The organism is Rhizobium metallidurans, assembly GCF_014196505.1.
Taxonomy (GTDB): domain Bacteria; phylum Pseudomonadota; class Alphaproteobacteria; order Rhizobiales; family Rhizobiaceae; genus Rhizobium; species Rhizobium metallidurans.
Genome location: NZ_JACIDW010000011.1, coordinates 65,228 through 80,694, shown reverse-complemented (window position 1 = coordinate 80,694; position 15,467 = coordinate 65,228). Strand labels below are relative to the sequence as shown.

Annotated in this window: 16 protein-coding genes and 1 tRNA gene; 7 read left to right on the top strand and 10 right to left on the bottom strand. The window is 62.3% G+C overall.

The window, feature by feature from the left end; genetic code table 11:
- Window position 1: 1 nt before the first annotated feature.
- The 3 genes from GGQ67_RS16520 to GGQ67_RS16510 form a co-directional block, all read right to left on the bottom strand.
- Window positions 2-1,249 carry an NAD(P)/FAD-dependent oxidoreductase gene (locus tag GGQ67_RS16520; RefSeq protein WP_183901231.1) on the bottom strand — a complete coding sequence of 416 codons (1,248 nt, stop codon included), beginning with the start codon at window positions 1,247-1,249 and terminating at the stop codon, window positions 2-4.
- Window positions 1,250-1,771: 522 nt separating this feature from the next.
- A complete protein-coding gene (locus tag GGQ67_RS16515; protein ID WP_183901230.1) occupies window positions 1,772-2,146 on the bottom strand; it encodes a surface protein in 375 nt (124 codons plus the stop codon).
- A gap of 130 nt (window positions 2,147-2,276) precedes the next feature.
- Window positions 2,277-2,603 (bottom strand): hypothetical protein, encoded by a 327-nt coding sequence (locus GGQ67_RS16510; RefSeq protein WP_183901229.1) that lies wholly within the window; start codon window positions 2,601-2,603, stop codon window positions 2,277-2,279.
- Between the two features lie 143 nt (window positions 2,604-2,746).
- Between GGQ67_RS16510 and GGQ67_RS16505 the strand changes: the two genes are divergently transcribed.
- Window positions 2,747-2,959 carry a hypothetical protein gene (locus tag GGQ67_RS16505; protein ID WP_183901301.1) on the top strand — a complete coding sequence of 71 codons (213 nt, stop codon included), beginning with the start codon at window positions 2,747-2,749 and terminating at the stop codon, window positions 2,957-2,959.
- A 99-nt stretch (window positions 2,960-3,058) separates the two neighbouring features.
- Here GGQ67_RS16505 and GGQ67_RS16500 read toward each other — a convergent pair.
- The 3 genes from GGQ67_RS16500 to GGQ67_RS16490 form a co-directional block, all read right to left on the bottom strand.
- Window positions 3,059-3,135 (bottom strand) — tRNA-Arg (locus GGQ67_RS16500).
- 122 nt (window positions 3,136-3,257) lie between these two features.
- Window positions 3,258-4,784, bottom strand: coding sequence for an ATP-binding protein (locus GGQ67_RS16495; RefSeq protein ID WP_183901228.1), 1,527 nt, complete (start codon window positions 4,782-4,784; stop codon window positions 3,258-3,260).
- A gap of 154 nt (window positions 4,785-4,938) precedes the next feature.
- Window positions 4,939-6,936, bottom strand: a complete 1,998-nt coding sequence (locus tag GGQ67_RS16490) for a methyl-accepting chemotaxis protein (RefSeq protein ID WP_183901227.1) — start codon at window positions 6,934-6,936, stop codon at window positions 4,939-4,941.
- Window positions 6,937-7,384: 448 nt separating this feature from the next.
- Here GGQ67_RS16490 and rpmH point away from each other — a divergent pair, with 448 nt between their 5' ends.
- The 4 genes from rpmH (at window position 7,385) to yihA (ending at window position 10,535) form a co-directional block, all read left to right on the top strand.
- Window positions 7,385-7,519 carry a 50S ribosomal protein L34 gene (gene rpmH, locus GGQ67_RS16485; protein WP_065689331.1) on the top strand — a complete coding sequence of 45 codons (135 nt, stop codon included), beginning with the start codon at window positions 7,385-7,387 and terminating at the stop codon, window positions 7,517-7,519.
- Between the two features lie 20 nt (window positions 7,520-7,539).
- A complete protein-coding gene (gene rnpA, locus GGQ67_RS16480; RefSeq protein WP_183901226.1) occupies window positions 7,540-7,941 on the top strand; it encodes a ribonuclease P protein component in 402 nt (133 codons plus the stop codon).
- Window positions 7,941-9,740, top strand: a complete 1,800-nt coding sequence (yidC, locus tag GGQ67_RS16475) for a membrane protein insertase YidC (protein WP_183901225.1) — start codon at window positions 7,941-7,943, stop codon at window positions 9,738-9,740. Before rnpA ends, yidC begins: the two co-directional genes overlap by 1 nt.
- A gap of 138 nt (window positions 9,741-9,878) precedes the next feature.
- Window positions 9,879-10,535 (top strand): ribosome biogenesis GTP-binding protein YihA/YsxC, encoded by a 657-nt coding sequence (gene yihA, locus GGQ67_RS16470; protein ID WP_183901224.1) that lies wholly within the window; start codon window positions 9,879-9,881, stop codon window positions 10,533-10,535.
- A gap of 52 nt (window positions 10,536-10,587) precedes the next feature.
- Here yihA and GGQ67_RS16465 read toward each other — a convergent pair whose 3' ends face one another.
- The 3 genes from GGQ67_RS16465 to GGQ67_RS16455 all read right to left on the bottom strand — a co-directional run bounded on the left by GGQ67_RS16465 (window position 10,588) and on the right by GGQ67_RS16455 (window position 12,515).
- Window positions 10,588-11,145, bottom strand: a complete 558-nt coding sequence (locus GGQ67_RS16465) for a fasciclin domain-containing protein (protein WP_183901223.1) — start codon at window positions 11,143-11,145, stop codon at window positions 10,588-10,590.
- 105 nt (window positions 11,146-11,250) lie between these two features.
- Complete coding sequence (locus GGQ67_RS16460; RefSeq protein WP_183901222.1) at window positions 11,251-11,979, bottom strand: anti-sigma factor; 729 nt, start codon at window positions 11,977-11,979, stop codon at window positions 11,251-11,253.
- Window positions 11,976-12,515: a sigma-70 family RNA polymerase sigma factor gene (locus GGQ67_RS16455; RefSeq protein ID WP_183901221.1), complete on the bottom strand. Its 540-nt coding sequence runs from the start codon at window positions 12,513-12,515 to the stop codon at window positions 11,976-11,978. Before GGQ67_RS16455 ends, GGQ67_RS16460 begins: the two co-directional genes overlap by 4 nt.
- A 160-nt stretch (window positions 12,516-12,675) precedes the next feature.
- Here GGQ67_RS16455 and argB point away from each other — a divergent pair, with 160 nt between their 5' ends.
- Window positions 12,676-13,569: an acetylglutamate kinase gene (gene argB, locus GGQ67_RS16450; protein WP_183901220.1), complete on the top strand. Its 894-nt coding sequence runs from the start codon at window positions 12,676-12,678 to the stop codon at window positions 13,567-13,569.
- Window positions 13,570-13,790: 221 nt separating this feature from the next.
- On the opposite strand, the gene GGQ67_RS16445 is transcribed toward argB, so the two are convergent.
- On the bottom strand, window positions 13,791-14,561 hold the full coding sequence (locus GGQ67_RS16445; RefSeq protein WP_183901219.1) for an isocitrate lyase/PEP mutase family protein: 771 nt from the start codon (window positions 14,559-14,561) through the stop codon (window positions 13,791-13,793).
- 120 nt (window positions 14,562-14,681) lie between these two features.
- Here GGQ67_RS16445 and GGQ67_RS16440 point away from each other — a divergent pair, with 120 nt between their 5' ends.
- Window positions 14,682-15,389 (top strand): pyrimidine 5'-nucleotidase, encoded by a 708-nt coding sequence (locus GGQ67_RS16440; protein WP_183901218.1) that lies wholly within the window; start codon window positions 14,682-14,684, stop codon window positions 15,387-15,389.
- Window positions 15,390-15,467: the final 78 nt, after the last annotated feature.

Sequence of the window (15,467 nt, the reverse complement as noted above, 5' to 3'; positions counted from 1 at the left end):
CTCAATAGCGGTCGATACGGAACGGCGTCATGTCGACGGCGGGTCTGGCTCCCGTCACCATATCCGCGATCAGCCGCGCGGTGGTGGCCGAATAAGTGAGGCCGAGATGGCCGTGACCGGTCGCGTACCAGACGCCCTGCATTTTCGAGGACGGCGAGATGATCGGGATCGTATCGGGCAGCGCCGGGCGATGGCCCATCCACTCGCTGGCGTCCTTGACCTCAAGGCCCGGCACGGCGCGCTGGGCATGACGCACGAGGACGCGGGCGCGGCGAAAATCGGGCGCGGCATCCAGCCCCGCCAGCTCGACATTGCCGCCGACGCGGATGCCGCCAGCCGTCGGCGTGATCATGAAGGCGCGGTGCGGCCAGATCACCGAATAGCGCATCGAGACGCCCGGCTGCATGATCTGCGTGTGGTAGCCGCGCTCGGTCTCGAGCGGGATGGGCTCGCCGAGCTTTTGCGCCAGGAAGCGCGTGTGAACGCCTGCCGCCAGCACGACGAAATCGGCCGCGATACGCTCGCCGTTTTCAAGCAGCACGACGGAGGTGCCGTCGGCATTCTTCTCGACCGTGCGCGCGGCGCCGGACACGAAGGTCGCGCCGCGTTCGCGGGCGGCGGCGGCGAGCTTGACCACCAGGCGATAGGGATCGCGGATGGTCTTGTTGTCGGGCAGCAGAACCGCCTTGGCGATCGACGGCGAGAGCGAGGGCTCCAGATCGCGGATGGCGGCGCCTTCGAGCACGTCGAAATCGAAGCCGTAGCGGCGCATGAAATCGATATGGCCGCGATCGCCTGTAAATTCCGCCTCGGTCTCGTAGATCGCCAGGCAGCCTTCGTCGGTCATCAGATCGGGTGCCGCGATCGTATCCAGCATGGCGCGGAAATCGGCGAGCGCGGGATTTGAAAGGCTCATGCCCGCATCCTCGATGTCACGCAGCCGCGAGGGCCTGCCGGCGGCGATGAAGCGCAGGAACCAAGGCGCCATCTTCAAGGCATAGGCGGGACGCAGCCAGACGGGGCCTTCGGGATCGAGCAGCCAGCGGGGTATCTTGCGCCAGGTATTGGGACCGGAGCCGGCGGCGAAATCGAGCGCGATGCTGGCCATGTTGCCGTAAGAGGTACCGCGCCCGGGCTCGCCCTTGTCGATCAGCGTCACCTGCAGGCCGCGCCGCTGCAATTCGAGCGCGATCGCAGCACCGATGACACCTGCGCCAACTACCGCGACCGTCCGTTTCCTATCGTTCATTTCCTCACCGCCCATTCGCGCGGCGGACCATGCCGCCGACCGCACTGTGATATATCAGAACCCAGGCGACTTCCATCTGAATTTTCGGCACGCCCAACCGCCGCCAAATGGCGCTACCTTGATGGCGACGATGGCGCCGCCGAATCAAGAATGCAGGTCAGCAATTAAAATCGGGAAGAGAGGTCCGAAATAGAAAAGAGCCCGGTGCGGGAGGAGGTGCACCGGGCTCTTGATCCTGACTGACAACTGGGAGGAGGAGTGTTGTCAGTCCGATGAAGGAGCGCTGGGAGGAGGAGTGCGCTGCCTTCGAGGAGATAGATAGCCTATGATTTCGATCAGGAATAGGGAGATTCCCGCAACGCAGCAATGCACAAAACGCATAACATGGGGATCGGGACCGTTAAACGCCGTCGGCTTGTGCACATCATTTCATCAAATCAACCAAGGCTTGAGCAATTTCAGCTTGAGTTCCCACTTGAAGGGTCGAAGGCGACGGCATGGGCCGCCGCCTTCGCGACAACTTTACCAGCCGTTGCCGCACGGCATCGAGCCGTCGCCATTGGTGCCGCCGAATGTACCCTGACAATAGGTCTGGCTGTGCATCGGTTGCATCTGGGTGGGCACCGGCCGCTGGGTGATCGATCCGGTGGTTTGGCGGTCGATGCCGAAGGCGGCGTCCGGATACCAGTAGCCATCGGTGTGGCGGCGGGTGCCGGGACGCTCGGTGCGCGAGCCGCGATAGCCGTTCCAATAGCCCGGCTGGGTCTGCGCCACCTGGACGACCGACGCCTGCTGCATGGACGAGCCGGCCGGCGCGGCCTGAACGGGCATCGCCGCCGAAAGCGCCGCGATGAGGCCAAGCGACAGGGCGGATGGGATATGACGGGAGATTTTCATGATAAACCCTCCTTCAGGTTCACATGAGGAAAATGCCGTCTGAACTTGCAAAGTTCCGCGCCTGCACGCGCGCTCCAACAGTCGTGATCGCAGGCGATTGCGCGTGATCCGGGCCTCTACCGCCGGCCGTCTACTGATCGTAGATCGCGCGGTAGCCCTGGCTGGAAATGCAGGTGACATACTGACGGCGCGCCGCCGCCCTCGCCTGCGCTTCCTGATTGGCGGGATCGATCGCGTAGCGCGACATCTGCGCCCGCGCCTCGTATTGCCGGCGCGCTTCACCATACATGACGTTGCCCTCGGCGACGCACATGGTGTGCGCGATGCCCGGCGGATTGAGCGGCGGGTCGAGCGGATTGACGGGCGACAGCATCGGCCCGTTGGCGCGATCGACGCAACCGGCCAAGGCTGCCGCCGACGCCAAAAACACCAGTCCACGAACCATATTGCTCAGCATTCAATCTCTCCGGCCCGCGGCCACGGCACTTCCTGCCCAAACGGCATCTTGCGGAGACAATCGTCTGGCAACATTGTGCCAGGCTAGCGCCGGGCAAAATGCCCGCGTCGCGTGGATGCCAACACCGAAACGGAGGATTGAACGTGACAGCCATTCAAGACGACCTCTCATCCGACAGCCCCTCGCATCCGGAGGAGATGAAATCGGTCTTCGACCTTCGCGTCGGAAAGCACATCACGCTACAGGGTAGCGCCAGAACAACGCCCGCCGGCGTCATCAGCACGGCGATCGCCGTGGCGGCGATGACGTTCGCCGTGGGGTATCTGATTTCGTCGGTCAATCGGCGGCGGTGGTGAGACGGGTTGAGAATAGGCGTCCGGGAACGGCATCGGAATGCGTGGAAACGCGACCGATTTTCAAACTGACTGGAAGCCCTGAAATATAATGGAAGTTGATGGCGCACCCGAAGAGATTCGAACTCCTGACCCCCAGATTCGTAGTCTGGTGCTCTATCCAGCTGAGCTACGGGTGCGTCTGCAGCGGTGTGTCCCGCTGGCGTGAGCGGTTCTCTAAAGGGTCATCTGAACGAATGCAATAGGGTTTGTAAAAAAAGTGACGTCTTTCTTGTCGGGCAACCGGGATCGCGGGATCGCATCACTTTTCGGACAGGCTGCGGCCGCGATAATCCTCCAGGGACACCGGGCGATCCGGGATTTCGATGCGGAACTGCGTGCCGATCGAAGGCTTTTCCACAAGCGCGATGGTGCCGCCGTGGGCCAGCACCAGCTCGCGGGCGATGGCAAGGCCGAGGCCGGTGCCACCGGAGCGGGCGGAGCCGCGGAAGGCGGCGAAGAGGTTCTGGCGGGCCTTCTGCGGCATGCCGGGACCGGTGTCGTCGACGGTGATGCTGACGACGCTGCCGATGCGGTGAGCCGAGACGGTGATGCGCCGCGGCGTGTCGCCGGCACTGCCCCCGCCATTGCCTGATGTCAGTGCCTGCAACGCGTTGCGACACAGATTGTGAACCACCCGGAACAGCTGTTCGTTGTCGGCATCCACCTCCAGATCGGCGCCGATCTGCTCGACGAATTCGACGCCGCTCTGCGGATCGATCGCCAGCATGTCGCGGACATCCTCGACAAGCGTGATCACCCGCACGAGGCGGCGGCGGGGCGCCGATTCGCTGGCCTGGCCATAGGAGAGAACTTCGGTCGTGTAGCCGACGGCGCGGTCGATGGTGCGCAGCAGCTTCGGAGCGAAGCGCTTCACCATCGGATCATCGACGTCGACCAGGCGGTCGGACATCAGCTGCGCGGAGGCGAGGATATTGCGCATGTCATGGTTGATCTTGGAGACGGCCAGACCGAGGGCCGCGAGATTGCTCTGCTGCTTCAGCGTCTTCTGCAGCTGCAGCTGCATGGCGGTCAGGTGGCGGCCGGCGATCGCCAGCTCGTCGCGTCCGCCTTCGCCGACAAAGACATGCTGCGGATTTTCAGGATCGGCGGAAAACTGCTGCATGCTGCCCGTCAGCCTGCGGATCGGCCTGATCAGAATGCGGTTGATCGCGAAGAAGACCAGCGTCGCGGTAAACAGCGCGATCATGATCGACAACATGAAGACGTTGCGCGCGTAGAGCAGCATCGCATTGCGCAGATACTTGTCCCTCATCAGCACTTCGACGCCGATATTGGTGTCCCGCACCGGACCATAGACGCGAATCATCCGGTCCCCGCCAAAGACGAGCGTGTCGAGCGCATCGCGAATGGCGGTGACGGGAGGCACGCTGGTCAGGTCGTACTGCGCGTCGACCGACGCCGGCATGTCCCAGGTGGCGAGCAGGCGCGAGGTACCGTCCTTGCGCAGCACGATCGCCTTCGTGCCCGTCGCTTCCAAGGTCTGCCTCTGCAGGTCGGCCGGAAGATCCGCGGGCTGCAGGCCATCGATGGCAATGGCGGCGCCGGCCGCGGCGTTCAACCGCTCGTCCAGCCAGCGCAGGCGCATCGACGCCACGGAGGGAAAGAAGATCAGCACTTCGGCAAGCATGATGCAGACGACCGTCAGCCACAGCAGCTTGCCGGATATGCCGCCGAATATGCCGACGGGCCGGCAGGCGGCTCGCGCGGCATCGGTCACCGTGGTCAGTGCTTCGGGAACAGTTTGGCCTTGATCAGGGGCGGGCATCGCTTCTCGTCCAACGGGCGTCTCGCGCCACGACTACAATCTCTATATTAGACGATTCCGCGCCGCGTTCAAATCTTTGCGAGCGGTGCGACATATTGCCGAAACGCGAACGCCGCCCGAAGGCGGCGCTCTCAGTCATCTCGGCATCGCGAAATCAGAATTCTTCCCAGCTCTGATCGACCGCGGCGTTGCCGTTGAAGGCGCGGGCAACGTTGCCCATGGCGCGGCGGGCGGGCGAGGCAACCGGCCGATGTTCCTCGTATCTGGCGACGGCAACGGGTGCCGCCTGCTGCACGTTGGACACCTTGAAGCGCGAGATCAGGCGCACGAGGCTATCGGCTTCGGACGACAGCTTGTGCGTGGCGGCCGAGGTCTCCTCGACCATGGCGGCATTCTGCTGCGTCACCTGGTCCATCTGGTTGACGGCGGTGTTGACCTCCTTGAGGCCGGTCGACTGCTCCTTGGCCGCCGTGGCGATCGAGTGGATATGGTCGTTGATCGCATTGACACGGCGTTCGATCTGCGAGAGCGCGTCGCCGGTTTCCTGCACCAGCTTGACGCCGATCTGGACTTCGCCGCCGGATTTGGTGATCAGGCCCTTGATGTCCTTGGCGGCCGTTGCCGAGCGCTGGGCGAGCTCGCGGACTTCCTGCGCGACGACGGCAAAGCCCTTGCCGGCTTCACCGGCGCGCGCGGCCTCGACACCGGCGTTCAGCGCCAGAAGGTTGGTCTGGAAGGCGATCTCGTCGATGACGTTGATGATCTGGCTGATTTCGCGCGATGCCTGCTCGATGCGGCCCATGGCATCGACGGCGTTGCGAACGACGACGCCCGACTTGCCGGCATCGTCCTTGGCCTCGGAAACCATGACGCTGGCTTCCTGGGCGCGATCTGTCGAGTTGTTGACGACGGCCGTGATCTCATCCAGCGCGGCGGAGGTCTCTTCCAGCGCCGCCGCCTGCTGTTCGGTGCGCTTGGAGAGGTCGTCGCTGGCGGAGCGCAGCTCGTTGGTGTTGCCGTGGAAGCCCTCGGCGGTTTCGCGCACTTCGCGCATGGTCGATTGCAGCGTGGCGAAGGTGCTGTTGACGTTCTTCTGCAATTCCGCGAAGGCGCCCTGGAAATTGCCGCGCATGGTCTGCGTCAGGTCGCCTTCCGAGAGGCTGGCGATGACGCGGCGGGTTTCGCCGACGCCGCCATCGACGCCCGACAGCAGGTGATTGATGTTGCTGGCGAACTGGTTGAGGTTCTCGTCGCCGTAGTCCTTGTCGATCCGGCGCGAGAAATCGCCGGCGGCGGCGGCGGCCACCACGACCGACATGCTGGACTGCAGGTCGTCGCTCTTGGCGCGCATGGCCGCTTCCTGGGCATTCATGCGGCGCACGGCAAGGCCATTTTCCTTGAACACGGCAACGGCCGCGGCCATCTCGCCGATCTCGTCGTTGCGGCCGGGGAACGGAACTTCGGTATCGAAGTTGCCGTCGGCGACATTGTTGATGGCTTCGGTGACTTTCTTGATCGGACGGGAAAGATGGATGGTGCCGACATAAAGACCCATGCCGATGCCGGCCGCGATGCCAACGCCGGTGATGCCGAGAACCAGCCACAGGATCGACGTGCGGAAGCTTTCGACTTCCTCGTTGACGGCGTCAAGCGTTGCCCTGTCGGTGGCGACAACCGCGTCGATCTCGGCCTGGAAGGCCTTGCGGTTGGCGCGGTTGGCGTCGTTGTTGCCCTGCTCGTTGGCGGCTTGCGGGCTGACTTCCGTGCCGAGACGCGCGGTTTCCGCGCGGAAGGTCCGGAATTCGGCGGCGCGCGCCTTGAGCTTGCTGAACGCCTCCATCTGATTTTCCGGAACCAGAGGCGTCCAGGATGCGATGGTGGCGTCCACCTGATCGAGGGCTGCAAGCAGACCCTTGGCGAAGCTTGCGGCTTCCTTCGTGGAGGGGGCGCCATAGATGCCGCGCGCTTCCATCACGGTCGCGGTCACATAACGGTTCAAGCGCTCGCCGGAATAGGCACGGCTGGCGGCATCCTCGTAGGCGGTGAGATTTTCGTTGTAGCGCTGCACGGCCCAAAGAGCCGTCGCGCCGATAACCAGCGCGACACAAGACATGGCGCAGACAAGTATGTTGATCTTAACTCGAATTTTCAAAGGACCCCCCCAATAAACATAGAAGCCGAAAACTGGATGCCCGGCCGTTGCTTCAAATTGGGCTAAAACAATTAATGTTGAATTTCCGATACTTTCGTCGGCTACTATAAAAAATCACCTGTAAACGATGATTGCCGCCGATATTTTTTCGCGGGAAAAGTATATAAACCGATTGAACGCACGTTTTGGCTGCATAAAAAGAATAAAATGATAGCGACCATGATATTGACCGGTCGACGCAATCATTAACAGCAATCGCTAATTTTCACACTCAAATGGCGAGCAGGCGGGATTCTGGCTGGTATAATTGACTTTCGCGACCTTCGTCCGTATAAGCCGCCGCACGTCCGGTCACACAAGGCTTTTTGAGCCTCTCGCCGTTCGAAAAACAACGCTCCTTGCATTATGCAAATTCAAGAAGGGCCGCACTCCGCGGTGATTAAAATAAATGAAGCGTACTTACCAACCTTCCAAGCTTGTTCGCAAGCGTCGTCACGGTTTCCGTGCACGTATGGCTACCAAGGGCGGCCGTAAGGTCATCGTTGCTCGTCGCGGCCGCGGCCGCAAGCGTCTTTCGGCCTAAGGCCGGAAGTGCCCGATCAGATGACGGGCGATCCGACGACCAAAGATCCCAAAATAACTGCCGGGCGGCTGAAAAGCCGCCCGCAGTTTCTTGCTGTTCGCAATGGCGAAAAACGCAGGGGTGGATTCTTCCTTCTCGAGGTGCTCGACAGGAAGGAACCCGACACCGAAGCCCGCGTCGGCTTCACCGTCACCAAGAAGCACGGCAACGCAGTCGAGAGAAACCGCATGCGGCGGCGCCTGAAAGAGGCGGTGCGACTTCATGCAGGGTTTGCAATGCAGCCCGGACACGACTATGTGGTTGTCGCGCGAAGGGACGTGCTCCAAGCATCCTTCAAAGAATTAGCCGCTGAGCTCAAGGCTCGCGTCCAGACGAAGCCGAAACACAAGCGGTCCGGAGACGGCCGCCCCAGGAACGTATGATGCAAAACAACCGCAACTACTTCATTGCGATCGCCCTCTCCGTGCTGATCGTTCTCGGGTGGCAATTCCTTTACATGAATCCGCGCATCGAAGCGCAGCGCAAGGCCGAGCTTGCCCAGAAGGCACAGCAGACGACCCAGCAGACGCAGACACCGGCAGCCAACGGGGCAGCCGGTGGCGCGCAGCCGGGCGGCGCTGCTCCGACAGGCCAGGCACCGGCCACCACGTCGCTTGCCGACGCGCTCGCCAAGAACCCGCGCGTCGTCATCGACACCGCGGCACTGACCGGCTCGATCAACCTTGCCGGCGGCCGCCTCGACGACCTGAAGCTCAAGGGCTACCGCGAGACGGTCGACGACACCAGCCCGCTCATCACGCTCTTCAGCCCGTCCGAGACCAAGGATGGCTACTTCACCGAGCTCGGCTACATCGGCGACGCCAATACCGGCAATGTTCCCGGTCCCTCGACGCTCTGGACGGCCCCCGAAGGCGCCAAGCTGACCGAGAAGACCCCTGTTACCCTGACCTACACCAACGACAAGGGCATCACCTTCGCCCGCACGATCGCGGTTGACGAACGCTACATGTTCACGATCACCGACAAGATCACCAATGCCGGTCAGGCAGCCGCGGCACTTTCCTCCTATGGCCGCATAACGCGCTACAACAAGCCGGCTGTTGCTCCGACCTACGTTCTGCATGAAGGCTTCATCGGCGTCATCGGCGACGATGGCCTGATCGAAAGCAAGTATACGGCCGTCGAGAAGGAAGCCGTGACGCCGGCAACGGCGACCGGCGGCTGGCTCGGGATCACCGACAAGTATTGGGCCGCGACGATCATTCCGCCGCAGACGACCGCCTACGACGCTCGCTTCAGCCACTTCACGGATGGGCAGCCGCGCTTCCAGGCCGACTACAAGCAGAACGCCGTGACGGTCGCCCCCGGCCAGACGCTCGAATTGAAGAACCTCGTCTTCGCCGGCGCTAAGGAAGTTCCCGTCATCGACGGTTACGAAGCCACTTACCAGATCCCGCGCTTCGACCGCCTGATCGACTGGGGCTGGTTCTACTTCCTGACGAAGCCGATGTTCAAACTGATGGACTTCTTCTTCCGTTACTTCGGCAACTTCGGCGTCGCGATCCTGATGACCACGATCGTCGTCAAGGCGCTGTTCTTCCCGCTCGCCAGCAAGCAGTACGCTTCGATGGCGAACATGAAGCGCGTGCAGCCGAAGATGGAGGAGCTGAAGGCGAAGTTCGGCGACGACCGCATGGCGCTGCAACAGGCGACCATGGCGCTCTACAAGGAAGAGAAGATCAATCCGATCGCCGGTTGCTGGCCGATCGCGCTGCAGATCCCGATCTTCTTCTCGCTCTACAAGGTGATCTACATCACCATCGAGATGCGGCATGCACCGTTCTTCGGCTGGATTCAGGACCTTTCGGCGCCCGATCCGACCTCGTTCATCAACCTGTTCGGCCTGCTGCCGTTCGCCGCTCCGACCTTCCTGCATCTCGGCGTCTGGCCGCTGATCATGGGCGTCACCATGTTCCTGCAGATGCGCATGAACCCGACCCCGCCCGATCCGACGCAGGCGATGATCTTCAACTGGATGCCGCTGGTCTTCACCTTCATGCTGGCAAGCTTCCCGGCCGGTCTGGTCATCTACTGGGCCTGGAACAACACGCTTTCGGTGATGCAGCAGGCGGTGATCATGCGCCGCCACGGCGTGAAGATCGAGCTCTTCGACAATCTGAAGGGGCTGTTCAAGCGAAAGCCGGCGCCGACGGAAAAATAGCGACAAGCCCTGCTTCGGCGGGGCTTTTTCTTTTGTGGCATCCCGCTTTTCAGGACATTCTTCGCTGCCGGTTGACAAAATCGCCCGAAACCTGAATGCCATAGGTTCACTGGAATTGGACGCGCTGGAAAAGGCCGAATGACCGACAACAACGACAAGCCCCTCTTCGGCCGCCCCTGGATCTTCATCCGCGGCGTGCCGTCCCTGAAGTTTCTGCCGCCTGAAGGGCCGGCCGAGGTCGCCTTCGCCGGCCGCTCGAATGTCGGCAAGTCGTCGCTGATCAACGCGCTCGTCGGCCAGCATGGTCTGGCGCGCACCTCCAACACGCCGGGCCGCACGCAGGAACTGAACTATTTCGTGCCCGAGGGCTATTCCGGAGAGGCCGGCGATCTGCCGCCGATGGCGCTCGTCGACATGCCGGGCTACGGCTACGCCAAGGCGCCCAAGGAGCATGTCGACGCCTGGACCAAGCTGGTGTTCGACTACCTGCGCGGGCGCGCGACGCTGAAGCGCGTCTATGTGCTGATCGACAGCCGCCACGGCATCAAGAAGAACGACGACGAGGTTCTCGACCTGCTCGACAAGGCCGCCGTCTCCTATCAGGTGGTCCTGACCAAGACCGACAAGATCAAGCCGCCAGCCGTGGTCAAGCTCCTGGCGGAGACGGCCGAAAAGATCAAGAAACGCCCCGCCGCCTATCCCGGCATCATCGCCACCTCCTCGGAGAAGAGCGAGGGGCTGGACGATCTGCGCGCGGCGATCGCGCTGACCGTTGGCGTCGACAACTGGAAGTGAAAGAGGCGCCCCGGGCATATGGGGCGCCCCCCGTTGCTGCCTGAACTATCGGTTACATCTTCGGCAGCAGAACCTTGTCGACGACGTGGATGACGCCGTTCGACTGCTTGACGTCGGCGATCGTGACATTGGCGACACCGCCGCTCTCGTCGGTCAGCGTGATCTTGCCCATGCTTTCCTTGGCCTTCAGCACGCAGCCGCCGACGGTCTTGATGTCGTGCTCGCCACCGTCATCCTTGATCATCTTGGCGACGGTCTTGGCCATCGCGTCGGCGGCAACGACGTGGCAGGTGAGAATCTTCACGAGCTTTGCCTTGTTCTCCGGCTTCAGCAGCGTATCGACGGTGCCGGCGGGCAGTGCCGCGAAGGCTTCGTTGGTCGGCGCGAAGACCGTGAACGGACCCTTGCCTTCGAGCGTCGAGACCAGGCCGGCTGCCTTGACGGCGGCCACGAGCGTCGTGTGATCCTTCGACTTCATGGCATTTTCGACGATGTTCTTGGTCGGATACATGGCGGCGCCGCCGACCATCGGGTTCTTGGCCTGCGCGGTGAAAGCGATTGCGGATACGGCGACTGCAAGGGCTGCCGTGCGCAGCGCGGACTTGATCATGACTGTTCTCCTCATCAGTCCGCTCGCGGGTCGCCGGCTGAATGCATCGGCGTCGCACGGACATGAGGATCTACGAAGGGTGGATGGAAAAAGTTTCAGCCTGTCTCACGGCCGGCGCGCGGCGCCGCTTGCGACCACGGGGCCGGTCGGCGCGCCCGTCGGCGAGCCGCCGAAGGGCTCGAGGCTGACCGCGAAATTCGTGCCCTCGCCGATCGCGGAGCGCATGTCCACGGGGATCACCAGTTCGCCATCGCCGCCTTCTCCCGCGGCGAAGATGCCGAGCGATTTCGGCGTGCCGCTCTCGGGCAGCAACCACAGTTCGAGCGACTTCTCCTCCGGCTTGCCCGCTGCGACCGGAACGATCCGCATCCGGCCGGTCTGCGCCTCGTAAGACGCGAGCAGATTGACCTGGCCGGCGGGTGCCGACAATTGAGCGACCAGCGGCGGGACGGTCGGCTTCAACGGCGAGACCGTCGCCACCGTCAGCGACAATGCCGCCGAGGTGATGACGAGCGAGACGGCGGCGAGACAGCGCCAGAAGAAGATGGAGTTCCAGACGCCCCTGCCCGGCGCGGCGACCTGCTGCGGTACGCCGAACAGACGCGCTTCGACCTGCTTGAAGGTTTCCTGACTGGGGGTAACGGCATCGTAGTCGTCGTTGAACGTTGAGAGGTTCGCTTCCCAGCGACCGACGATCGCCGCGAACTGCCGGTCGACGCGCATGCGGTCCTCGACGACACGGCGATCCTGAAAAGACAGAACGCCGAGAACATACTCGCCGGCGAGTACCTCATCGCGGGAGCGACCTCCCTTGCTTTGATCGGACGACGTCATCGTTCCAGGCACTCTCTCAGCTTCAATAGGCTGCGCCGCAGCCATGTGCGCATCGTATTCAGGGGCACGCCGAACTCATCGGCCAGTTCCTGATAGCTCAGCCCTTCGACATAAGCCCGCCTGACCGCCACCGCGCGATCAGCTTCCAACTGTTCCATGCAGGTGTCAATCCGCCTTCCTTCATCGCGGATCACAGTTGTATCCTCGGGACTGAGTTCGCCATCTGCAAGGTCATATGCACTGCCCAGTTCATCCGCGACCGGCTTGCGGCTTCTCAGAGTATCGATCGCCTGGTTGCGCGCTATCGCGGCAAGCCAGGATGAAGGCGTTCCCGAAGAGACCGCGAAGGCCGAAGCGCGCTGCCAGATCTTGATGTAGACCTCCTGCAGTGCTTCCTCCGCCTCCGTCCTGTCCTTCAAGATACGCAGACAGATGGCGAAAAGTTTCGGGCTTGTCTGGCGATAGAGGGCTGTGAACGCCTGCCGGTCGCGCATTGCGACCCTACCGATCAACGCTGCGATTTCCTCGCTCGTCATGCCACGCCTCTTGCCCGATCTCCCTGCTAACTATGGAGGAGCCGGCGCGCTTGGCAAGACGGCGCGCGCCGGCAAATAGCGCAAACTTATCCGCTCTTGATTATTCCATCTGTCAAAAACTTGCGATAAAAGGCCGCAACCATTTTCCGCGGGGTATCCGATGACCGAGACCGAGACCGAAAGCGTAATCCAGGCACGGCTGCTGGCGCAGGCGCTGCCCTTCATGCAGCGTTACGAGAACAAGACGATCGTCGTGAAATACGGCGGCCATGCGATGGGCAATCCCGAGCTCGGCAAGGCGTTTGCCAGCGATATCGCGCTCCTGAAGCAATCGGGCGTCAATCCGATCGTCGTTCACGGCGGCGGACCGCAGATCGGCGCCATGCTGACGAAGATGGGCATCGAATCGAAATTCGAAGGCGGCCTGCGCGTCACCGACGCCAAGACGGTCGAGATCGTCGAGATGGTTCTCGCCGGCTCGATCAACAAGGAAATCGTCGCCCTCATCAACCAGACGGGCGAATGGGCGATCGGCCTGTGCGGCAAGGACGGCAACATGGTCTTCGCCGAAAAGGCGCGCAAGACCATCAAGGACCCGGATAGCAACATCGAGCGCGTGCTCGACCTCGGCTTCGTCGGCGAGGTCGTGGAAGTCGACCGGACGCTGATCGACCTGCTCGCCCGCTCGGAAATGATCCCCGTCATCGCCCCGGTCGCCCCGGGCCGCGACGGCGCGACCTATAACATCAACGCCGATACCTTCGCAGGCGCGATCGCCGGGGCGCTCAACGCGACGCGCCTCCTGTTCCTCACCGACGTTCCCGGCGTGCTCGACAAGCAGGGCAACCTGATCAAGGAACTCTCCGTCTCGCAGGCGCACCAGCTGATCGCCGACGGCACGATTTCCGGCGGCATGATCCCGAAGGTCGAAACCTGCATCGACGCCATCAAGGCCGGCGTCCAGGGCGTCGTCATCCTCAACGGCAAGACCGCCCATTCCGTGCTGCTCGAGATCTTCACCGAGCGCGGCGCGGGAACGCTGATCGTTCCCTGAGGGCGGTATTTTTTCTGCTGCGGTCGGGATGAAGTCCCCTCCCCAACCCCTCCCCACAAGGGGGAGGGGCTAACTTGTTGCGCCCTTTGTGCCATCTCACATCATCAGCATATGTCTAGAGGCTTCGGTCTCGTGGAGAGGGCGCGCCCAGCAAGCCCCTCCCCCTTGTGGGGAGGGGTTGGGGAGGGCTCTATCTTACGTCTATCTCACAGGGGTCTACCTCACAGCGTCCCGTAAACCGCCGCAGCCGCTTCTTTCAACTTCTCCATCATCGCCCTGTACGGCCCCGGCCCATAGCTGACACGGGCGACGCCGAGCTTCGCCAGCGTCTTCACATCAGGCGCGCCCGGCCGCATCATGATGTTCACCGGCAGCGGCGACGCGGCGCAGATCTTCTCGATCAAGGCTTCATCGATAAGCCACGGCACGAAGAAACCATCGGCACCAGCGGCCGCATAGGCCTTGCCACGCTCCAGCGCCTCCTCGACCAGACCGGCATGTTTCGAAAGATCGCCCTCGCGCAAGAACAGGTCGGTGCGCGCATTGATGAAGAAGGGGATGCCGCGGCGATCCGCCATCTCGCGGATGGCGCGGATGCGAGCGGCCTGCTTCTCGACCGGGTGCAGCCCATCACCGCCCACCACCTGATCCTCGAAATTGATGCCGATCGCGCCGGCATCGATCAGTTGCTCGACATTCGCGGCGGCGCCTAAGGGATCGGTGGAATAGCCGCCCTCGAAATCGACGGAGAGCGGCAGGTCGTTGGCCGCGGTGATCTGGCGGGTCGTTGCGACCAGCGCTTCCATCGGGATCTTCTCGCCATCGCCATAGCCCTGCGCGGCCGCGACCGACCAGCTGCCGGTCGCCAGCGCCTTGGCGCCGGCCTCGGTCACGGCCTTTGCCGTTCCCGCGTCCCACACATTGTAGAGAACGACAGGATTGCCCTTCTGGTGCAGCGCGCCGAACGTCTTTGCCTTCTCAGCCTGTTTCATCGTCTCCTCCTCACTTCGTGTGCCGGAAAGCTAGTGCGATCACGTAAGGCGATCAATCAACGGGCGTGAATGGTCGCATTCCGGATTTCAATCGAACGCGACGCGTGCCATAAGGCAGGCATGAGCAAGATCGATCGCACGCCCACCCATTCCGACTTCGCGCATGTGACAGAGTGGGTCTTCGACCTCGACAACACACTCTATCCGCATCACGTCAATCTGTTCGCGCAGATCGACACGAACATGACGTCCTATGTCTCGACGCTGCTGCAAATGGAGCGCAATGAGGCGCGCAAGCTGCAGAAGCAGTATTATCTGGAGCATGGCACGACGCTGCAGGGGCTGATGATCCACCACGGCGTCGACCCCAACGACTTCCTGGAGAAGGCGCATGCGATCGATTATTCCAGCCTGACGGCGCAGCCGGAACTGGGCGCCGCGATCAAATCCCTGCCGGGCCGCAAGTTCATCTTCACCAATGGCAGCGTCAAGCATGCGGAAATGGCGGCCGGCGCCCTCGGCATTCTCGACCATTTCGACGACATCTTCGATATCGTCGCGGCGGAATTCGTGCCGAAGCCGGCGCAGGAAACCTATGACAAGTTCACCCAGCTGAAGCGCGTCGAGACGCGCAAGGCGGCGATGTTCGAGGATCTGCCGCGCAACCTGACAGTGCCCAAGGCGCTTGGCATGCAGACCGTTCTCCTAGTGCCCAACAACCTCGAGGACACGGTCGTCGAGTGGTGGGAAAAGACCAGCGGCGAGGACGACCACATCGACTTCGTGACCGACGATCTCACTGATTTCCTTGGCAAGATCTCGGGCTAAATTACGAAAGTTTCATCCAGCTTACCGATGTTTAACTGGGTAATCGGGCGAGCGCGCCCTACCTTTTCGTCTGTGATC